We start from the raw sequence: 15,970 nt of genomic DNA on the forward strand, positions 1-15,970 counted from the left end.
ACTATACAAGCAGCAGTGAGCGGCCTCACTAACTACACCGAATCCGCAACTACCTTCAAAGGATCGCCATGACGACCACCGACCGCGCGCTCCCTGGCGCCCGTCCCGTCTCCGCCCCGCGCGGCACCGAGCTCAACACGCTCGGCTGGCAGCAGGAGGGCGTGCTGCGGATGCTGATGAACAACCTCGACCCCGAGGTGGCCGAGCATCCGGACGGGCTGGTCGTGTACGGCGGCACCGGCCGCGCCGCCCGCAGCTGGGAGGCGTTCGACGCCATGGTGCGCACCCTGAAGACGCTGAAGGCGGACGAGACCATGCTGGTGCAGTCGGGCAAACCGGTGGGGGTGTTCCGTACCCACGAGTGGGCCCCACGCGTGCTGATCGCCAACTCGAACCTGGTGGGGGACTGGGCGAACTGGGAGGAGTTCCGTCGGCTCGAGGACCTGGGCCTGACCATGTACGGGCAGATGACCGCGGGCTCGTGGATCTACATCGGCACGCAGGGGATCCTGCAGGGCACCTACGAGACCTTCGGTGCCGTCGCGCGCAAGAGGTTCGGGGGCACCCTCGCCGGGACCATCACCCTGACCGCCGGCCTGGGTGGCATGGGCGGCGCCCAGCCCCTCGCCGTGACCATGAACGACGGTGTCGCGATCTGCGTCGACTGCGACGTGACCCGCATCGACCGCCGCATCGCGCACCGCTACCTCGACACGAAGGCCGAGAACCTCGAGCATGCGCTGGCGCTGGCGGTCGAGGCCCGGGATGCCAAGCGCCCCCTGTCGATCGGGCTCGAGGGCAACGCCGCCGAGGTGTTCCCCAGGCTGCTCGAGATGGGCGCTCCCATCGACATCGTCACCGACCAGACCTCCGCCCACGACCCGCTGGCCTACCTGCCGCTCGGCATCGAGCTCGCCGACATGAGGACGATGGCCGAGAAGGACCCCGGCTACTTCACCGACGAGTCCCGCAAGTCCATGGCGGCACACGTGAAGGCCATGGTCGGGTTCGCGGACCGCGGCGCCGAGGTCTTCGACTACGGCAACTCGATCCGCGACGAGGCCCGAAAGGCCGGGTACGACCGCGCCTTCGACTTCCCCGGCTTCGTGCCCGCCTACATCCGGCCGCTGTTCGAGGAGGGCCTGGGCCCGTTCCGCTGGGCGGCACTCTCGGGTGATCCGAAGGACATCGCCGCTACCGACCGCGCGATCCTCGAGCTCTTCCCGGAGAACGAGCACCTCCGTCGCTGGATCGAGATGGCCGGGGAGAAGGTCGCTTTCGAGGGCCTGCCCGCCCGGATCTGCTGGCTGGGCTACGGCGAACGACACCTCGCGGGCCTGAAGTTCAACGAGATGGTCGCCAGCGGTGAGCTGTCGGCGCCTATCGTGATCGGCCGCGACCACCTCGACTCCGGCTCCGTGGCTTCGCCGTACCGCGAGACCGAGGCCATGGCCGACGGATCCGACGCGATCGCCGACTGGCCGCTGCTCAACGCCCTGGTCAACACCTCCTCCGGCGCCACATGGGTCTCGATCCACCACGGCGGCGGCGTCGGCATGGGACGCTCGATCCATGCCGGGCAGGTGTGCGTCGCGGACGGCACCGAGCTCGCGGCGCAGAAGATCGCCCGCGTCCTCACCAACGACCCCGGCATGGGCGTCATCCGGCACGTGGACGCCGGATACGAGCACGCCGCCGACGTCGCCGCCCAGCGCGGCGTCCGCATCCCCATGCGCGAGAACTGATCCCACCGACTTTCGAGAAGGACTGACATGACCATCGCATCGACCGAGTCCGTCACCGTCGGCGTGGAGCCGCTCTCCATCGCCGACGTGGTGGCGGTCGCACGGCACGGCTGCGGCGTCCGGCTCACCGACGAGTCCCTCGCGGCGATGGCCGCATCCCGCGCCCACATCGACGAGCTCGCCGCCGCGACCACCCCGGTGTACGGCGTGTCCACGGGATTCGGGGCGCTGGCTACCCGGCACATCGCACCCGAGCTGCGAACGGCGCTGCAGCGCAGCCTCATCCGGTCGCACGCCGCGGGCTCGGGGCCGGAGGTGGAGCGCGAGGTGGTGCGTGCGCTGATGCTGCTGCGCCTGTCCACCCTGGCCACCGGCCGCACCGGCGTGCGGCCACGCGTCGCCCAGGCATACGCCGACCTGCTCACGGCGGGCATCACCCCGGTCGTCCACGAGTACGGCAGCCTCGGCTGCTCTGGCGACTTGGCGCCCCTCGCGCACTGCGCGCTGGCCATCTGCGGCGAGGGGCCGGTCCGGTCCGCCGACGGACGTCTCGTCGACGCCGCGCAGGTGCTGGCCGAGCACGGCCTCGAGCCCGTGGTGCTCGCCGAGAAGGAGGGTCTCGCCCTGATCAACGGCACCGACGGCATGCTCGGCATGCTGGCGCTGGCGATCACCGACCTCGACCACCTCACGCGGCTCGCCGATATCGGCGCCGCGATGAGCGTCGAGGGCCTGCTCGGCACCGACCGCGTGTTCGCCGCCGACCTGCAGGCGCTCCGACCGCAGGTCGGCCAGGCCGTGTCCGCCGCGAACATCCATGCCCTGCTGGCGGGTTCGCCGATCGTGGCGAGCCACGCGGGCCCCGAGGACACGCGCGTACAGGACGCCTACTCGCTGCGCTGTTCCCCCCAGGTGGCGGGCGCGGTGCGCGACACCGTCGACCACGCACGCCTGGTGGCCGAGCGGGAGCTGGCCAGCGCGATCGACAACCCCGTCGTGACGCCCGCCGGCGACGTCTCGTCGAACGGCAACTTCCACGGCGCGCCGGTCGCGTACGTGCTGGACTTCCTGGCGATCGTCGCCGCCGACCTCGCGAGCATCAGCGAGCGGCGTACGGACCGATTCCTGGACAAGGCCCGCAACAACGGGCTGCCGCCGTTCCTCGCCGACGACCCGGGCCTGGACTCCGGCATGATGATCGCGCAGTACACCCAGGCGGCCATCGTGTCCGAGCTCAAGCGGCTCGCCGTGCCGGCCAGCGTCGACTCGATCCCCTCGTCGGCGATGCAGGAGGACCACGTGTCGATGGGCTGGTCGGCCGCCCGCAAGCTGCGTCGGTCGATCGACGGACTGACCCGCGTGCTGGCGATCGAGATCCTCACCGCTGCACGCGGGATCGACATGCGCGCCCCGCTGGAGCCCGGCCCCGGGACGGGGGCGGTGCTCGCCGCGCTGCGGTCCACGGTGTCCGGCCCGGGGCCCGACCGGTTCCTCGCACCCGACATCGAGGCCGCCGTCACCGTCGCCGCCTCGGGGGCGCTGGTCGCGGCCGCCGCTGCCGCCGTGGGCGGGCTGCGGTGACCACCACCCTGCTCACCGACATCGGGACGCTGGTGACCAACGCCCCCGAGCTGGGCGAGGGGCGCCTCGGCGTGCGCCGGGACGCTGCGGTCGTGTTCGACGGTGACGTCGTCGCCTGGGTGGGGGACGCGGCCGCAGCCCCGGCGGCCGACCGGGCGGCGACGCTCGGCGGGCGGGCGCTGCTGCCCGGATTCGTCGAGAGCCATTCGCATCTAGTGTTCGACGGTGACCGCGCCGAGGAGTTCGCGGCCCGCATGGAGGGGCGCCCGTACGCCGCCGGCGGGATCCGCACCACGATCGCGGCGACCCGCGCGGCCTCCGACTCGACGCTTGCAGGAACCGTGCATCGGCTGGTCGGTGAGTACCTGCGCGGCGGCACCACCACGGTCGAGATCAAGTCCGGCTACGGTCAGACCGCCGCAGATGAGCTGCGTGCCGTCCGGATCGCCGGCCGATTCACCGACGAGGTGACGCTGCTGGCCGCGCACGTCCCGCCGCCCGAATACGCCGGGCGCGCAGACGAGTACGTCGCGATGGCGGTCGGCGAGATGATCCCCGCGTGTGCTCCGCACGCGAAATGGATCGATGTGTTCTGCGAGACGGGTGCGTTCGACGCCGAGCAGTCCCGTGCGGTGCTGGAAGCCGGTGCGGCGCACGGGCTGATCCCCCGCGTGCACGGCAACCAGCTGGGTCCCGGTCCCGGCGTGGCCCTTGCCGTGGAACTCGGTGCGGCCTCGGTCGACCACGTCACGCATGTGACTAGCGCCGACGTCGATGCGCTCGCCGGGTCCGACACCGTCGCCACCCTGCTGCCGGGCGCCGACTTCTCCACGCGTAGCGACTATCCCGACGCCCGCGCCCTGCTGGATGCAGGCGTCACCGTCGCCCTGGGAGCCGATTGCAACCCCGGCACCAGCTACACCACCAGCCTGCCGTTCTGCATCGCGCTCGCGGTGCGGGACCTGCGGATGACGCCCGACGAGGCGGTGTGGTCCGCCACCGCCGGCGGGGCACAGGCGTTGCGGCGCAGCGACATCGGCGTGCTACGGCCCGGCTCACGCGCGGACGCCGTGGCGCTGGACGCACCGTCGTACCTGCATCTGGCCTACCGCCCGGGCGTGCCCCTGGTGCGCGAGGTGTTCGTGGGCGGGGCGACGCGATGACCTTCCTGTGGACGGGGCGAGACGACGGCCCCGGCGACGCGCATCTGAGGTGGCACACGGGTGTTCGCGTGTACTCGCGGGAACCCGGCAAGGGCGTTGTGCTGATCGGTTTCGCCTCCGACGCCGGCGTGCGCCGCAACTGCGGCAGGGCCGGCGCGGCCGCTGGGCCATACGCGCTGCGCGAGGCGCTCGCGCCGCTCGCGCTGCACGACGGGGTGGTGGTCGAGGACGCTGGGACGGTCACCGTCGAGGGCGACGCGCTGGAGTCGGGGCAGGCCGCGCTCGGCCGCGTCGTCACGTCGGCACTGGACAACGGGAGGCTGCCGGTTGTGCTCGGCGGGGGTCATGAGGTCGCGTACGGCACCTACAGCGGGCTGGCGGCGTCGGCGCGGCGCGCGGGCAGGCGCGTGGGGATCCTCAACCTGGACGCCCACTTCGACCTCCGCGAGGCCCGCCGGCCCACCTCGGGGACGCCCTTTCGGCAGATCCTCGTGCAGGAGAGGGCCCGCGGCGCTGATGTGCGCTACGACGTCCTCGGGATCAGCCGGCCGAACAACACGCGGGCGTTGTTCGACGCGGCCGAGTCGTTCGGCGTGCGGTATCTGCTCGACGAGGACTGCACGCGCGCCGCCGTAGCGGGCTTCGTCGACGACATGGTCGCCGACGTCGACCTCGTGTACCTGACGATCGACCTCGACGTGCTGCCCGCCGCGGTCGCGCCCGGCGTGAGTGCGCCGGCCGGGTACGGGGTACCGCTCGACGTGATCGCCGCCGCCGTGCGTCGAGTCGCCCGGTCCGGAAAGCTCGCTGTGGCCGACGTCGCCGAGCTGAATCCCGGGTACGACGTGGACGGCCGCACCGCCCGCACCGCCGCGCGCCTGATCGACACGCTCGTGGCCGGCGCCGGCGGGTAGATGACGGCGGGTGTCCCGGTTCCTGCTCGGACCCGGTACCCTCTTCGGTGGGCCCCCGTAGCTCAGGGGATAGAGCGGCCCTCTCCTAAAGGGCAGGTCGTTGGTTCGAATCCAATCGGGGGCACCACCACCAGCGCAGACGCGCCGGAATCGCTGAACCAGAAAATGCCACTTCGCGTTTATCCCGCACTTACACCCGCCGCTCGGTCGAGCGCGTGCGCTATCTCCCGGTGCACCGTCCCGCGCCGCATGTACGTGTCCGTCGTCATCGACGGCCGCGCATGCCCGAGTTGGTCGGCGGCCACACGCGCGGACAGGCCGGCGTCGTCGACGAGCGTCGCGACCATCTTCCGGAACCCGTGCATCGTGACCCCGGGCAAACCCAGGTGGTCGCGCGCCTCCCGCCATTGGTGGCTGAAGTTCACCGGGTCGCGCAGCGTCCCCACGGCCGAGGCGAACACCCAGGCGTCCGGGTCGCCGCCCTCACGCTCGCGCCGTGCGCGCAGCATGCCGACGGCGAACCGAGGCAGCGGCAGCGGACGTCCGTCGCCACCCTTCGTGCCCGCATCCCACACCAGCCCCTCCCCCTTGGCCCGGTAGATGTGCCCCACGACGCTCACGCTCGGCTCGTCGCCCAGGTCGACGTCGCGCCACCGCAGACCGAGCAACTCACCCGACCGCATCCCGGTCGCGGCGAACATCAGCACCGGGTCGTGGAGATCCCAACGGCGGCACCTGTGCGACGTCCTCAGCCGCTTCAGCAGCCGCGGCAGGTCCGTGTGGTCGACCGGCTTCGAGCCCTTCGACTCGGCGAGCTGGCGCCGCTTCCGGCCCGTGGCCTTCGCCCGCGACAGCTGGTCCACCGGATTCACCGTCACGGCTCCGGCGAGGACCGCGTCGAGCATGATCGACCGCAGGATCACCTTCGCCTGCCCGGCGCGCACGTCGCCCTTCGCCGAGCGGATCCCACGCAGAATGTCGTCCGCTTGCGCCGCGGTCAGCTCGCCCACGCGGACGCTCGCGACGCGAGGCCGGAGGATCTTCACCGCGCCCTCGTAGGTCTCGATCGTCTTCGGCGCGTGGTCGCCGCCCGACCGGATGCGCTCGAGGTAGCCCGTCAGCAGCCCGTCGAGCTTCGTGTCCACCGTGATCCCACCGGCGCCGGGCGGCCGACGGTGGTCGAGGTGGTCGAGTAGCGCGCCCTCGGCCTTGTCTCCGTACTCGTCGGGGGTACCTGCTGGCGTGTAGCGGGTGACCTCGCGGACCACGCCGTCCGTGTCGCGGTATCGGCACGACGCCGACCACCGGTCGCGTTCGAGCTGTACGCGTCGGATCTTCCCGTGCGCGCCGATACGCAGCGGCGGCCTACCGGCCATCAGGGCTCCTCAAGTCCGAGCACCTGCTCGACGGATGCGTCAGCCCAACTGAGGAACCGGTCGACGGGTTTGATTCCGCCCTGGGCCATGCAGCGCCGAACTGCCGATTGCGCGGTGAGGAACCGAGTTTCGGCCGCCGCATACCGGGCGTCTGCGAGCCGTCGCCGATCGTGGGCTTCACGAAGCGTGACCACCGCTGCATTGAGCTCCCGCATCGCCGTCTGTAGGTCGATCGCTGACGCTGAGTTACCTTTACCTGCAAGAGTATTCACGTCTACGCCGAAGATCCTCGCGGCGACCACTGCCTCAGAGAACTTGAGCGGTCGACTGCCGCTTTCGATGTTCGCGATTACCTGCTGACGCATCGGGACGTCGTCCGTACTCATCGCCGCGGCCAGGTCTGCCTGCTTCAGTCCGGCCGCCTCTCGAAGCGCGCGCAGCGTGTTACCGGCCGTCGTGTCGAAGGACCCCATGCTCGACACGATACAAGGGAATCGATTGCGTCCGTACTCGATCTGGTGGTACATATTTATCGCGTTCAAACGCACACCGAAAACGAGTACACGTCGAGGAGAATCGCGATGACGACCGTAGAAACCACCCTCTGGCTCACCCGGGCCCAGCTCGCTGAGCGCTGGCAGTTGCCCGTCCAGACCCTCGCCGTGTGGGCGACGAAGGGCACCGGCCCCAAGTACAGCCGCATGGGTCGCCATGTCCGCTACCGCCTCAGCGACGTTGAGGCTTGGGAACTCGCACAAGAGTCCGCTAGCCGCCGTGGCGGTGCAGCATGACCGGGGCGATCTGCTTCGGCGCCCTGTTCGCGCTCGGCTGCCTCGTCGTGGCCGCGATGCTCGACGACGCCGGGCAGACCCGCACCGCCCACGCCTTCAGCCGCTACGACGTCTTCGACAGGTACGCCGATCTTGGTTGCGGCGCAGACGAATACGACCGCACACGCAGGTTCACCCGCCCCACCGAAAGAACGGCCCCAGCGCATCCCTGCCAGGACAACCGCGCTGAGGCCGACGACCCGACCACCAGCAAGAGGACCGAATCATGACCGACTCTACCTGCGGCAGTGACCGCGTGAAGCGCTCCGATACCGTCCTCGCCTACGACGGCCGCGAGCTGACCGTCGAGTTCACCCACGAGCCCGGCCAAGGCGTGGCCGCAGACGCCGAGGCGCGCAAGCTCGCGGACTCGGCGGCCCGCTCGTTCGGGTACTACGAGGCGTCCGTCATCACGTCGATCAGCTCGCGGCCCACTGCGGCGTTCGTGCGCACCACGTGGCGGTTCGCGCTCCCGTCGCGGACCCGCGCGCAGATCCTCGCCGACGACCCGTGGCTCGCCGCCCACGAGGCGGAGGAGGCGCGATGAGCATCCCGACCAACCTCGACTGCCCCGACGGTCACCCGTGGTGCACCGGCGACCGGTGCGCGCAGGGCGAGCACCAATCCCGCCTCGTCACCGTCCCCGCGACGATGCGCTTCTACATCGAAGCGCGTCCCGCCCAGGAGGTCATCACACAGGTCACGTACGACGACCGCACCGACGTCGCCCCCATGATCCTGCTGTCGATCGGCAAGCCGGACTCCGATGACTACCGGGAAGCGTTCCTGAGCCCGTCGCAGTGCGAGCGGCTCGCCGAGGCCCTGACCATGTTCGCCGAGCAGACGTTGCCGTGGTGGCACGCGAAACCCGAACGTTTCCAACGGTACTGGGACCCACGTCCGACGCTCGACGCCAACTGACCATCTGAATCGCGTGGCGGAGGGTGCCGGGCCCCGCACCCCGCGCACCCTCCGCCACCCGAATCGACCCGAAAGACGAACAGGCACATGACAACTGAGCGTGCAATCGACAGATGCAAGCAGGCTTTCGAGGGTGCGGGACTCCGATGGTACGAGACCGGCACAGACCGAGCCGACGCCCAAGCACCCGGTCACAGCACCGCCGACCGGTCCGTCACCTTCCGACAGGTCGAGGGCCGCGTCCTGGTCAACAGCCACGCCGACGACAAGCAGGCCGTCCTCGACGCCGTCGGCCTCACCATCGCCGACCTGTACGACACCCCCGGCCACGCCGAGTACAGCTACAGCGACGGCCGCAGAGTGTGGCGGGAGATCCTCGGCACCGGGAAGAAGACCTTCAAGCAGCGCAACGCCACGGGCAAGAACGGCCTGTACCGCACCGAATTCCCCGACGGCGCAACGGTGTACGTGGTGGAAGGCGAGGACGACGTCCACGCCGTCGAAGCGCTCGGCCATGCAGCGACGTGCTCGGCGATGGGCGCGGGGAAGGCCCACCTGTTCGACTGGTCACCGCTCGCCGGCCACCGCGTGGTGATCGTCGCGGACAAGGACAAGGTCGGCCGCGACCACGCCGCCCAGGTCGCGGAGAAGCTCGCCGCCCTCCGCGTCGAGCACGTCGTCGTCGAGACTCCGCTCGGCGACCCCGATTCGAAGATGGACGTCTCCGATCACATCGCCGCCGGCCTCGACCTGGCCGCGCTCGTCCCGGTCGACCATGTTGGGCGGCCCGGCCCGCCGCAGCTGTCGGTGGTGTGCCTCGCCGACGTCGAGGCGGAGCCGATCACCTGGCTTTGGCCCGGCCGGATCCCCGCCGGGAAGCTCGTCACCCTCGACGGTGACCCGAGCCTCGGCAAGTCCACCCTCGCGTTGACGTTCGCGGGTGTCGTCACCAACGGCGGACTGTGGCCCGACGGCACCCGCTGCGAATACCCGGGCGCCGTGGTGCTGCTATCAGGTGAGGATGGGCTCGCCGACACCGTCCGCCCGCGCCTCGACGCCGCCCATGCGGACGTGAACAAGGTCGTCGCGGTACAGGGCGTCGCGCTCGAGGACGGCACGCTGGTGCCGCCGACGCTCGCCGACGTCCACCAGCTCGGCGAACTCGTACAGCGGCTCGGCGCCCGGCTGCTCATCGTCGACGTGTTGATGGCCTACCTGCCGTCGCGGGTGGACTCGCACAAGGACCAGGACGTCCGCCGGGTCCTCTCCGCGCTCGCGGACATGGCGGACCGCACCGGCTGCACGGTGCTGCTGCTGCGTCACCTGAACAAGGCCAAGGGCGGCGATCCGATGTACCGCGGCGGCGGCAGCATCGGCATCGTCGGCGCCGCCCGCGCCGGGATGCTCGTCGCCGCCGACCCCGACGATCCTCAGGTCCGTGTCCTCGCGTCTACGAAGAGCAACCTGGGTCCGCCGCCGGGGTCGCTCAAGTACACCCTGGTGTCCGTCGACGGCACCGACGTGGCAGCAGTCCGCTGGCTCGGCGCGGACGACCGGGATGCCCGCGCACTGCTCGCTGAGCCAGAGTCGGACGACGCCAGAGACGTCGACGGCTGGCTACGTGAGCACCTCGCTGCTGCGACTGATCGGCAGATGAAGGCGACTGACGTGTTCCGCGACGCCGACGCCAACGGCTACACCAAGGACCAGGTGAAGCGAGCCAAGAAGCGGCTGGGCGTCAAGACCGTCAAGGACGCTTCGGCATGGTGGTGGTCGTTGCCGTTCGACAACCTGATGCAAGGGAGCACGGCTGCCGACAAGAGTGCAGGGACTCAGAATCGTGCTCCCTTGCTCCCTTCGAGGTCAGATGGGGTGCAAAGTGCTCCCTTGACGGCAAGGGAGCAAGGGAGCACGTCCCCAGATAGCGGGTCGAGTCGCGCCAGTGACGCCACAGTGACGCCTAGGCATGATGAGCGTGGCGCGACTGGCGCAACTGAGCCTGACCAGCAGAAACAGGATGGCGCGATTGACGAGGAATCACAGTCGCGCCAAGCCCCACGTGTATGTCGCGACTGTGGCGCCACTGTCGGGAAGAGCGGCAAGTGCGTCAACTGCATCGTGGCGAAGGCGGCAGCCGAGCAGCGCCACCTGCACCCCGTCTGCGACGTGTGCGGCAAGCCCGTCGTCGGAGGCCAAGGCACCCGCCACTTCTCCTGCACCCCCCAGGCGGGCGCAGCGTGACCGCGCCCGAACGGCTCCGCCTCGCCCACAACCTCGTCGCGATCTACATCCCTGGCCGACCAGACCGACCCACACCATCGAGGTCGTCCCCGAGCGTCATCCGGGCCCGCAGCGCCAGCCGATCACGCGCACGCCAGCGTTCGCCCGCCCGCACGCCCAGGCCCGTCGCATGAGGCGCTCAGCGCTCTCCGCACGGTCAGCACCCCACGGGCCAGCCCACACACCCAACCCGTCGAAACGGACAAAGCGGGACGCCGGGCAAACCGGACATCCAAAACCGGACAAAGCGGGCCGGGGGCGGTCGACATCGCGTGGGAGGGCCCACGCACCCGACGGGTCGGCTGATGTTTTGCCGATCCAGATTAACGAAAATGATGTTCAACACCGGGAAGAGCCCCCATTCCCGACGATCCGTTTCTCAGGAGGGTGACCATCCGGCGGCCCTCCGACGACCCCACGAAAGGAATCCACCACCATGTGTGAGTTGTGCAACCCGGGGCCTGAGGACGCCCCCGACACGAGCCAGGAGTGCGTCACGTGCCGGCGGGAGCTGCCGCTCGACCGGTTCGCGAAGCGCACCGCCAGCGCGCTGGGCCGGCAGCGGAACTGCCGCGAGTGCGCGGCGGCGGCGACGCGCGCCTACCGGGCTCGTAAGCGCGCCGCGGCGTTGGGCGGCGACCTGTGAGCGGCGATGAGCTGGCGGAGGCGATCAAGGCCGTCAGGATCGCGTTTTCCACCGGCTCGGAGTCCGGGCCGGAGCGGCTCGCGGCGACGGGCTGCCTCGAGCAGGCCGTTGAACGCGCCGGGGAGGATCATCCGCTGGCTGATGCCGGGGCTGAGCTTGCCCGTACCGCCCGTTCCTACGCGTTGGGCTGTCCGGGTGCCCGGCCGGTGTTTCTGGCCGCCCTGGACGTCCTGGCGCTCGCGGAGGCGATGGACAGCGGCGACCCGCCCGTGTTCTGGTGACACCGTCGCGGCGGCCGCCGCGGTTAGACTCGGTGGCAGCGAATATCCGTCGACCCGCTCGACCGCGCTGCTCGGCCTACGCCAGGTCCCGCCCGCAAGGGCCGCACCGATGGCCGCACCGGCAGCCTGGAACGGCCGCACGACCCGGAACCGCTGCAGGTGACGACACCCCACCCGATGGGTGCCTGTTTCACCGTTCACTCATTCTTGTTGCCGCACAGGCGATCCCACCGCTCTTTCGTGCGGCGGTACCAAATTGGAAGGACCCATTTTCATGAACCTCAAGCAGTTGGAGACCCGCCGGCGGGCCCTCGAAGCGGAGCGGGCGACGCTCCGCGCCGAAGCGCAGGCCGCGACCACCACCAAGGGCCTCGACGACGTCGAGGCGAAGGCGACGGGCCTCAAGGCCCGGTTCGCCGAGCTCGACGCCGAGGAGAAGAAGGCCGGCGCCGCGGCGGCGATGCTCGGCCGTCTCGGTGGCGGCGCGGACGGGATGCTCGGCGCCGGCGGCGGCGACGCCCCCGAGGTGAAGTCGCACCGCGGCCGGATGCTCGGCTCCCCGATGCAGATCAACGCGGCCGGGTGGGAGCAGCTGCTCGCCGGCGTCGCCCAGGGCCAGCGCGCGGCGATCGACTTCAACAACGCGACGCACCGCAAGGCGTTCGCGTCCGGGATCGTCGCGAAGGACTTCGACGGCGCGACGTCCGGGTCCGGGATCGGCTCCGGCGCGATCCTGCCGACGCTGTTCCCGATGCTGCCGATCGCCCTGGAGGCCACCCGCGTGTCGTCGCTGCTGCCGCACGTCGCGCTCGACTCCCCGGTGTACGAGTACGTGGTACACGAGTCGACGAGCAACCCGCCCGCGCTGACCGCCGAGCTCGCGACGAAACCCGTGATCGGCTTCGACCTGAAGGTGGTCACCGGGAAGGTGCAGAAGCTCGCCGGCACGTACAGCCACAGCTGGGAGCTCGCCCGCGACTACACGAGCTTCGTCAACGAGGCGATCCCATCGGAGTTGACGCGCGCGCTGGTCAACGCCGAGAGCGCGTTCCTGCTCGGCGCCGCGGTGCAGGACGAGCCGACCGGCACCACTGCCCCCAGCCCGGATGGTCTTCTCGGCGCCGCCGGCCTGTCCGCGACGGTCCCGTCGACGGACACCAACCCGGGCAGCCCCGGCTTGCGGGCGATCAACAAGGCGGTCACGACGCTCCGGTCGGGGGCGGCGTTCGCGGAGGCCGACACGATCGTCTTGTCCCCGAACACGTTCGGTGAGCTGCGGGGAGCGGTCGATTCGATGGGGCGGTTCATTTTGACCGAGCCTGCGGGCAACGGGGAGATCCCGAAGATCTGGAACCTCCGCGTGTGCACCACGACGATGATCGCGGACGGAACCGCGCTGATCTTCGATTCGACGCAGTACGCGAAGGTGATGGTCCGCGATTCGATCACGTTGGTGTCGAGCAACGTCGGCGCCGAGCTCATGTCGACGAACAGCATCATGCACGTGATCGAGGAGCGTATCGGGCTGTCGGTGCCGCGTCCCGCGGCGGGTCTGGTCCTGACGGGGATCGTCGGATGACCGCGGTGCGCAAGTCCGTCCCGGCGTCGGTAACAGCCTTGGACACAGGGGAATTCGACATCTTGGCGTCCACTCCGACGCAGGACCGGGACGGTGACATCCTGACCCCGGACGGCTGGAAACAGCCACTGCCGGAGCGGATTCCGGTCAGCGCGGATCATGACATGTCGTCGAATGGTGTGATCGGTTCCGGGACACCGTATTTGGATGGCGCCGGGAACCTCCGTATCCGGGGGACGTTCGCGGGGACCGCGAAGGCGCAGGAGGTCCGCCAGCTGGTGACCGAGGGGCACCTTCAAGGCGCGTCGGTGGAGTTCCTCAACGGCCCCGACGGGCGTCAGTTGCTCGGCTGCGGGATCGTCTACGTGCCGTCGAATCCCGACGCGAGGGTCCTGACTGCCAAGGACTTCAGCGATCGCCCGTGGTGGCCGGAGCTGAAGGCGTTCACCGACGGCCTCGACGCGGACGGGTTGAAGACGCTCGCGGAGGTCCTGGCCGAGGCGGGCGCGCCGGCGTCGACGGAGTTGAAGCGGGCGGTCGGGGCGGTCGACGCGATCGTCCGCAAGTCGGGCGCGAGGAACTCCGCAGCGGACCAGAAGCTGGTGCAGCACCTGCACGACACCGCGGTCGCGTTGGGTGCGACGTGCGCGGACGAGGACGACGGCGACGAGGAGCCGGCGCCGGACGACGGGGACGGCAGCGACGACGGCGCGAACAAGCACGTCGACGCGGAGGTGCAGCGGAAGCGGCTGCTCCTCGACATCGACCTCCTGTAGCGGGCGGCGAACAGACGTCGGGGCCCATCCTGCGCGGGCGAGCAGGATGGGCCCCGACCCCTATCCGGGACGATGGGGTGCGCCAGACGCATCCCATCGCGGAGGAGTGCTGTGCTCGACCGGTCCGATGACGTCGTCGGGGGTGAGCGGGTTCGCGGCGTAGTCGGCGGCCATCTCCGCGTACTCGGCGTCGGACAGCCGCGGCGGGTCGGGGTCGGTCATCCACCGATGGTAGGTCGCATCGCACTTATCTCGCGCTTATGCGTGCGACACGCCGAGAATCGTTGGAAATCTTCGACATCATTCGAACATCCCAGATCAGCTGCCCCACAACAGTATTGGTATCTATCATCGGCGTGTCGGAAGCTATCGTTTGATAGAGGGCAGGTCGTTGGTTCGAATCCAATCGGGGGCACCAGTAGAACCGGCTCGATCTGCGGTTTCGCACCGCGTCGTCAGCCACGGTCGTCCGGTTCGCCCCGGGGTATATACATGGCGGTATGCCGATACCCACGAGTGCCTACGCCCACGTCCGTCTCACGGTCACCGACATCGCGCGCTCGCGTGCGTTCTACGACGACGTCTTCGGGCTGCCTGTCGCACTCGAACTGCCACCTGATGCCGACGAGGCGACCCGGCAGCGGCTGGGATTCCTGTTCGGCGGTGTCATCTACAGGTTGGGGAACTCCCTGCTGGGATTGCGTCCGGTCGGCACGGACGGTTTCGACGAGAACCGCACAGGTCTCGATCACGTGAGCTTCGCGGTGGATTCCCGCGCGGTGCTCGATGATGCGGCAGCAATGCTCGACGAACGCAAGATCGCGCACGGTGGCGTCAGAGAGATCGGCGCCGGATACGTCGTGGAGTTCCGCGACCCCGACAACATCGCCCTCGAACTCTTCGCCCCGAAGGAATCGAACTCCCCGCGGGTGGCGCCGTAGGGGTGATCGCTTCGACTGCACCTTCTGAGTCGAATGTCTGGATCAGACAGTGGATCCGAGCCCTCAAGGTTGCCTCGCGGTGAGGCTTCGATGATGAGTTGGTGACGCACCTTCCGGTTCACGATCGGACGTCGTACGTTGCGGTTGACTCAATGGGCCGGAACTAAGGACTGGAATATGGGCTTGTCGAACAAAGCCGGCATCGAAGAGATCGCGCTCTCTGCTGCTCGGACGCCGCTGACCACCGGGGTGATCCCCGACGAGCTCCGGGATGCTCTGCGCGAGCACCTGGCGACCGCGGCGACGGCGACCGGCGACGCCGCGACGAACGCGACCCGAGACGTCGAAACGGCGGTCGTCAGCGCACCTGTAGCCATCGCCAGCGGCCTCGACCATGCGAGCGAGGCCGGCGCCGCACTGTCGAAGCGCCTGTTCGGACGTAGCGGCGAACACCACAACTACAACACCCACCTCGATTCACGCACCACCAACCGCCCGCCGCTGTTCCTGATGCACGCGGAGGGCACCGGGCACGACGCCGCCTACGACATCATCTCCAGTGAGCTGTGCCTGGACGGCAGTGCGAGGCTCAATCTGGCCACCTTCTGCTCCACGCAGATGCCAGCACTGGCGGACCGCCTGATGATCGAGACGGCGCAGAAGAACATGATCGACAAGGACGAGTACCCACAGACCGCCGAGATCGAGAAGCGTTGTGTGAACATCATCTCGCACCTGTGGAACTCGCCTCCCGGGGAGGAGGCGGTCGGCTGCTCCACCACCGGGTCGAGCGAGGCGGTCATGCTGGCCGGCCTCGCGATGAAGTGGCGTTGGCGCGAGAAGATGCGCAAGCTCGGCAAGCCGACCGACAAGCCGAACCTGGTGACCGGGGCCAACGTCCAGGTGTGCTGGGAGAAGTTCATGCGGTACTGGGACG

Annotated in this window: 18 protein-coding genes and 1 tRNA gene; 16 read left to right on the forward strand and 3 right to left on the reverse strand. The window is 69.6% G+C overall.

Features of this window, described 5'->3' with window-relative positions:
* Window positions 1-68: 68 nt before the first annotated feature.
* The 5 genes from hutU to ABD908_RS14710 all read left to right on the forward strand — a co-directional run bounded on the left by hutU (window position 69) and on the right by ABD908_RS14710 (window position 5,530).
* A complete protein-coding gene (gene hutU / locus ABD908_RS14690; protein WP_344997171.1) occupies window positions 69-1,745 on the forward strand; it encodes a urocanate hydratase in 1,677 nt (558 codons plus the stop codon).
* 27 nt (window positions 1,746-1,772) lie between these two features.
* Window positions 1,773-3,326, forward strand: a complete 1,554-nt coding sequence (hutH, locus tag ABD908_RS14695; RefSeq protein ID WP_344997174.1) for a histidine ammonia-lyase — start codon at window positions 1,773-1,775, stop codon at window positions 3,324-3,326.
* Window positions 3,323-4,489 carry an imidazolonepropionase gene (gene hutI / locus ABD908_RS14700; protein WP_344997177.1) on the forward strand — a complete coding sequence of 389 codons (1,167 nt, stop codon included), beginning with the start codon at window positions 3,323-3,325 and terminating at the stop codon, window positions 4,487-4,489. The genes hutH and hutI overlap by 4 nt, the downstream gene beginning before the upstream one ends.
* Window positions 4,486-5,403, forward strand: a complete 918-nt coding sequence (gene hutG, locus ABD908_RS14705) for a formimidoylglutamase (RefSeq protein ID WP_344997181.1) — start codon at window positions 4,486-4,488, stop codon at window positions 5,401-5,403. Before hutI ends, hutG begins: the two co-directional genes overlap by 4 nt.
* Before the next feature lie 51 nt (window positions 5,404-5,454).
* Window positions 5,455-5,530 (forward strand) — tRNA-Arg (locus tag ABD908_RS14710).
* Window positions 5,531-5,582: 52 nt separating this feature from the next.
* Here ABD908_RS14710 and ABD908_RS14715 read toward each other — a convergent pair.
* Together ABD908_RS14715 and ABD908_RS14720 are read right to left on the reverse strand one after the other, a co-directional pair.
* Window positions 5,583-6,779, reverse strand: coding sequence for a site-specific integrase (locus tag ABD908_RS14715; protein ID WP_344997184.1), 1,197 nt, complete (start codon window positions 6,777-6,779; stop codon window positions 5,583-5,585).
* Window positions 6,779-7,252 carry a helix-turn-helix domain-containing protein gene (locus tag ABD908_RS14720; RefSeq protein WP_344997187.1) on the reverse strand — a complete coding sequence of 158 codons (474 nt, stop codon included), beginning with the start codon at window positions 7,250-7,252 and terminating at the stop codon, window positions 6,779-6,781. The genes ABD908_RS14715 and ABD908_RS14720 overlap by 1 nt, the downstream gene beginning before the upstream one ends.
* A 108-nt stretch (window positions 7,253-7,360) precedes the next feature.
* On the opposite strand from ABD908_RS14720, the gene ABD908_RS14725 reads away from it, so the two are divergent.
* The 9 genes from ABD908_RS14725 to ABD908_RS14765 all read left to right on the forward strand — a co-directional run bounded on the left by ABD908_RS14725 (window position 7,361) and on the right by ABD908_RS14765 (window position 14,092).
* Window positions 7,361-7,570: a helix-turn-helix transcriptional regulator gene (locus tag ABD908_RS14725; protein ID WP_344997190.1), complete on the forward strand. Its 210-nt coding sequence runs from the start codon at window positions 7,361-7,363 to the stop codon at window positions 7,568-7,570.
* Complete coding sequence (locus ABD908_RS14730) at window positions 7,567-7,839, forward strand: hypothetical protein (protein WP_344997193.1); 273 nt, start codon at window positions 7,567-7,569, stop codon at window positions 7,837-7,839. Before ABD908_RS14725 ends, ABD908_RS14730 begins: the two co-directional genes overlap by 4 nt.
* A complete protein-coding gene (locus ABD908_RS14735; protein ID WP_344997196.1) occupies window positions 7,836-8,156 on the forward strand; it encodes a hypothetical protein in 321 nt (106 codons plus the stop codon). The genes ABD908_RS14730 and ABD908_RS14735 overlap by 4 nt, the downstream gene beginning before the upstream one ends.
* Window positions 8,153-8,530, forward strand: coding sequence for a hypothetical protein (locus tag ABD908_RS14740; protein WP_344997199.1), 378 nt, complete (start codon window positions 8,153-8,155; stop codon window positions 8,528-8,530). Before ABD908_RS14735 ends, ABD908_RS14740 begins: the two co-directional genes overlap by 4 nt.
* 87 nt (window positions 8,531-8,617) lie before the next feature.
* Entirely contained in the window at window positions 8,618-10,771 is a 2,154-nt protein-coding gene (locus ABD908_RS14745; RefSeq protein ID WP_344997202.1) for an AAA family ATPase, read from the forward strand.
* A 475-nt stretch (window positions 10,772-11,246) separates the two neighbouring features.
* On the forward strand, window positions 11,247-11,456 hold the full coding sequence (locus ABD908_RS14750) for a hypothetical protein (RefSeq protein ID WP_344997204.1): 210 nt from the start codon (window positions 11,247-11,249) through the stop codon (window positions 11,454-11,456).
* Window positions 11,453-11,737, forward strand: a complete 285-nt coding sequence (locus tag ABD908_RS14755; protein WP_344997207.1) for a hypothetical protein — start codon at window positions 11,453-11,455, stop codon at window positions 11,735-11,737. The genes ABD908_RS14750 and ABD908_RS14755 overlap by 4 nt, the downstream gene beginning before the upstream one ends.
* Before the next feature lie 274 nt (window positions 11,738-12,011).
* A complete protein-coding gene (locus ABD908_RS14760; protein ID WP_344997210.1) occupies window positions 12,012-13,316 on the forward strand; it encodes a phage major capsid protein in 1,305 nt (434 codons plus the stop codon).
* A gap of 164 nt (window positions 13,317-13,480) precedes the next feature.
* Window positions 13,481-14,092, forward strand: coding sequence for a hypothetical protein (locus ABD908_RS14765; protein ID WP_344997212.1), 612 nt, complete (start codon window positions 13,481-13,483; stop codon window positions 14,090-14,092).
* 60 nt (window positions 14,093-14,152) lie between these two features.
* Here the strand turns inward: ABD908_RS14765 and ABD908_RS14770 are convergent, their stop codons facing one another.
* On the reverse strand, window positions 14,153-14,314 hold the full coding sequence (locus ABD908_RS14770) for a hypothetical protein (protein WP_344997214.1): 162 nt from the start codon (window positions 14,312-14,314) through the stop codon (window positions 14,153-14,155).
* Between the two features lie 278 nt (window positions 14,315-14,592).
* Here ABD908_RS14770 and ABD908_RS14775 point away from each other — a divergent pair, with 278 nt between their 5' ends.
* Together ABD908_RS14775 and ABD908_RS14780 are read left to right on the forward strand one after the other, a co-directional pair.
* Entirely contained in the window at window positions 14,593-15,033 is a 441-nt protein-coding gene (locus tag ABD908_RS14775; protein WP_344997215.1) for a VOC family protein, read from the forward strand.
* A 183-nt stretch (window positions 15,034-15,216) separates the two neighbouring features.
* A partial coding sequence (locus ABD908_RS14780) for a pyridoxal-dependent decarboxylase (protein WP_425584383.1) occupies window positions 15,217-15,970 on the forward strand: 754 nt, incomplete at its 3' end.

The sequence above is a fragment of the Tsukamurella soli genome (genome assembly GCF_039541155.1).
GTDB classification, from domain to species: Bacteria; Actinomycetota; Actinomycetes; order Mycobacteriales; family Mycobacteriaceae; genus Tsukamurella; species Tsukamurella soli.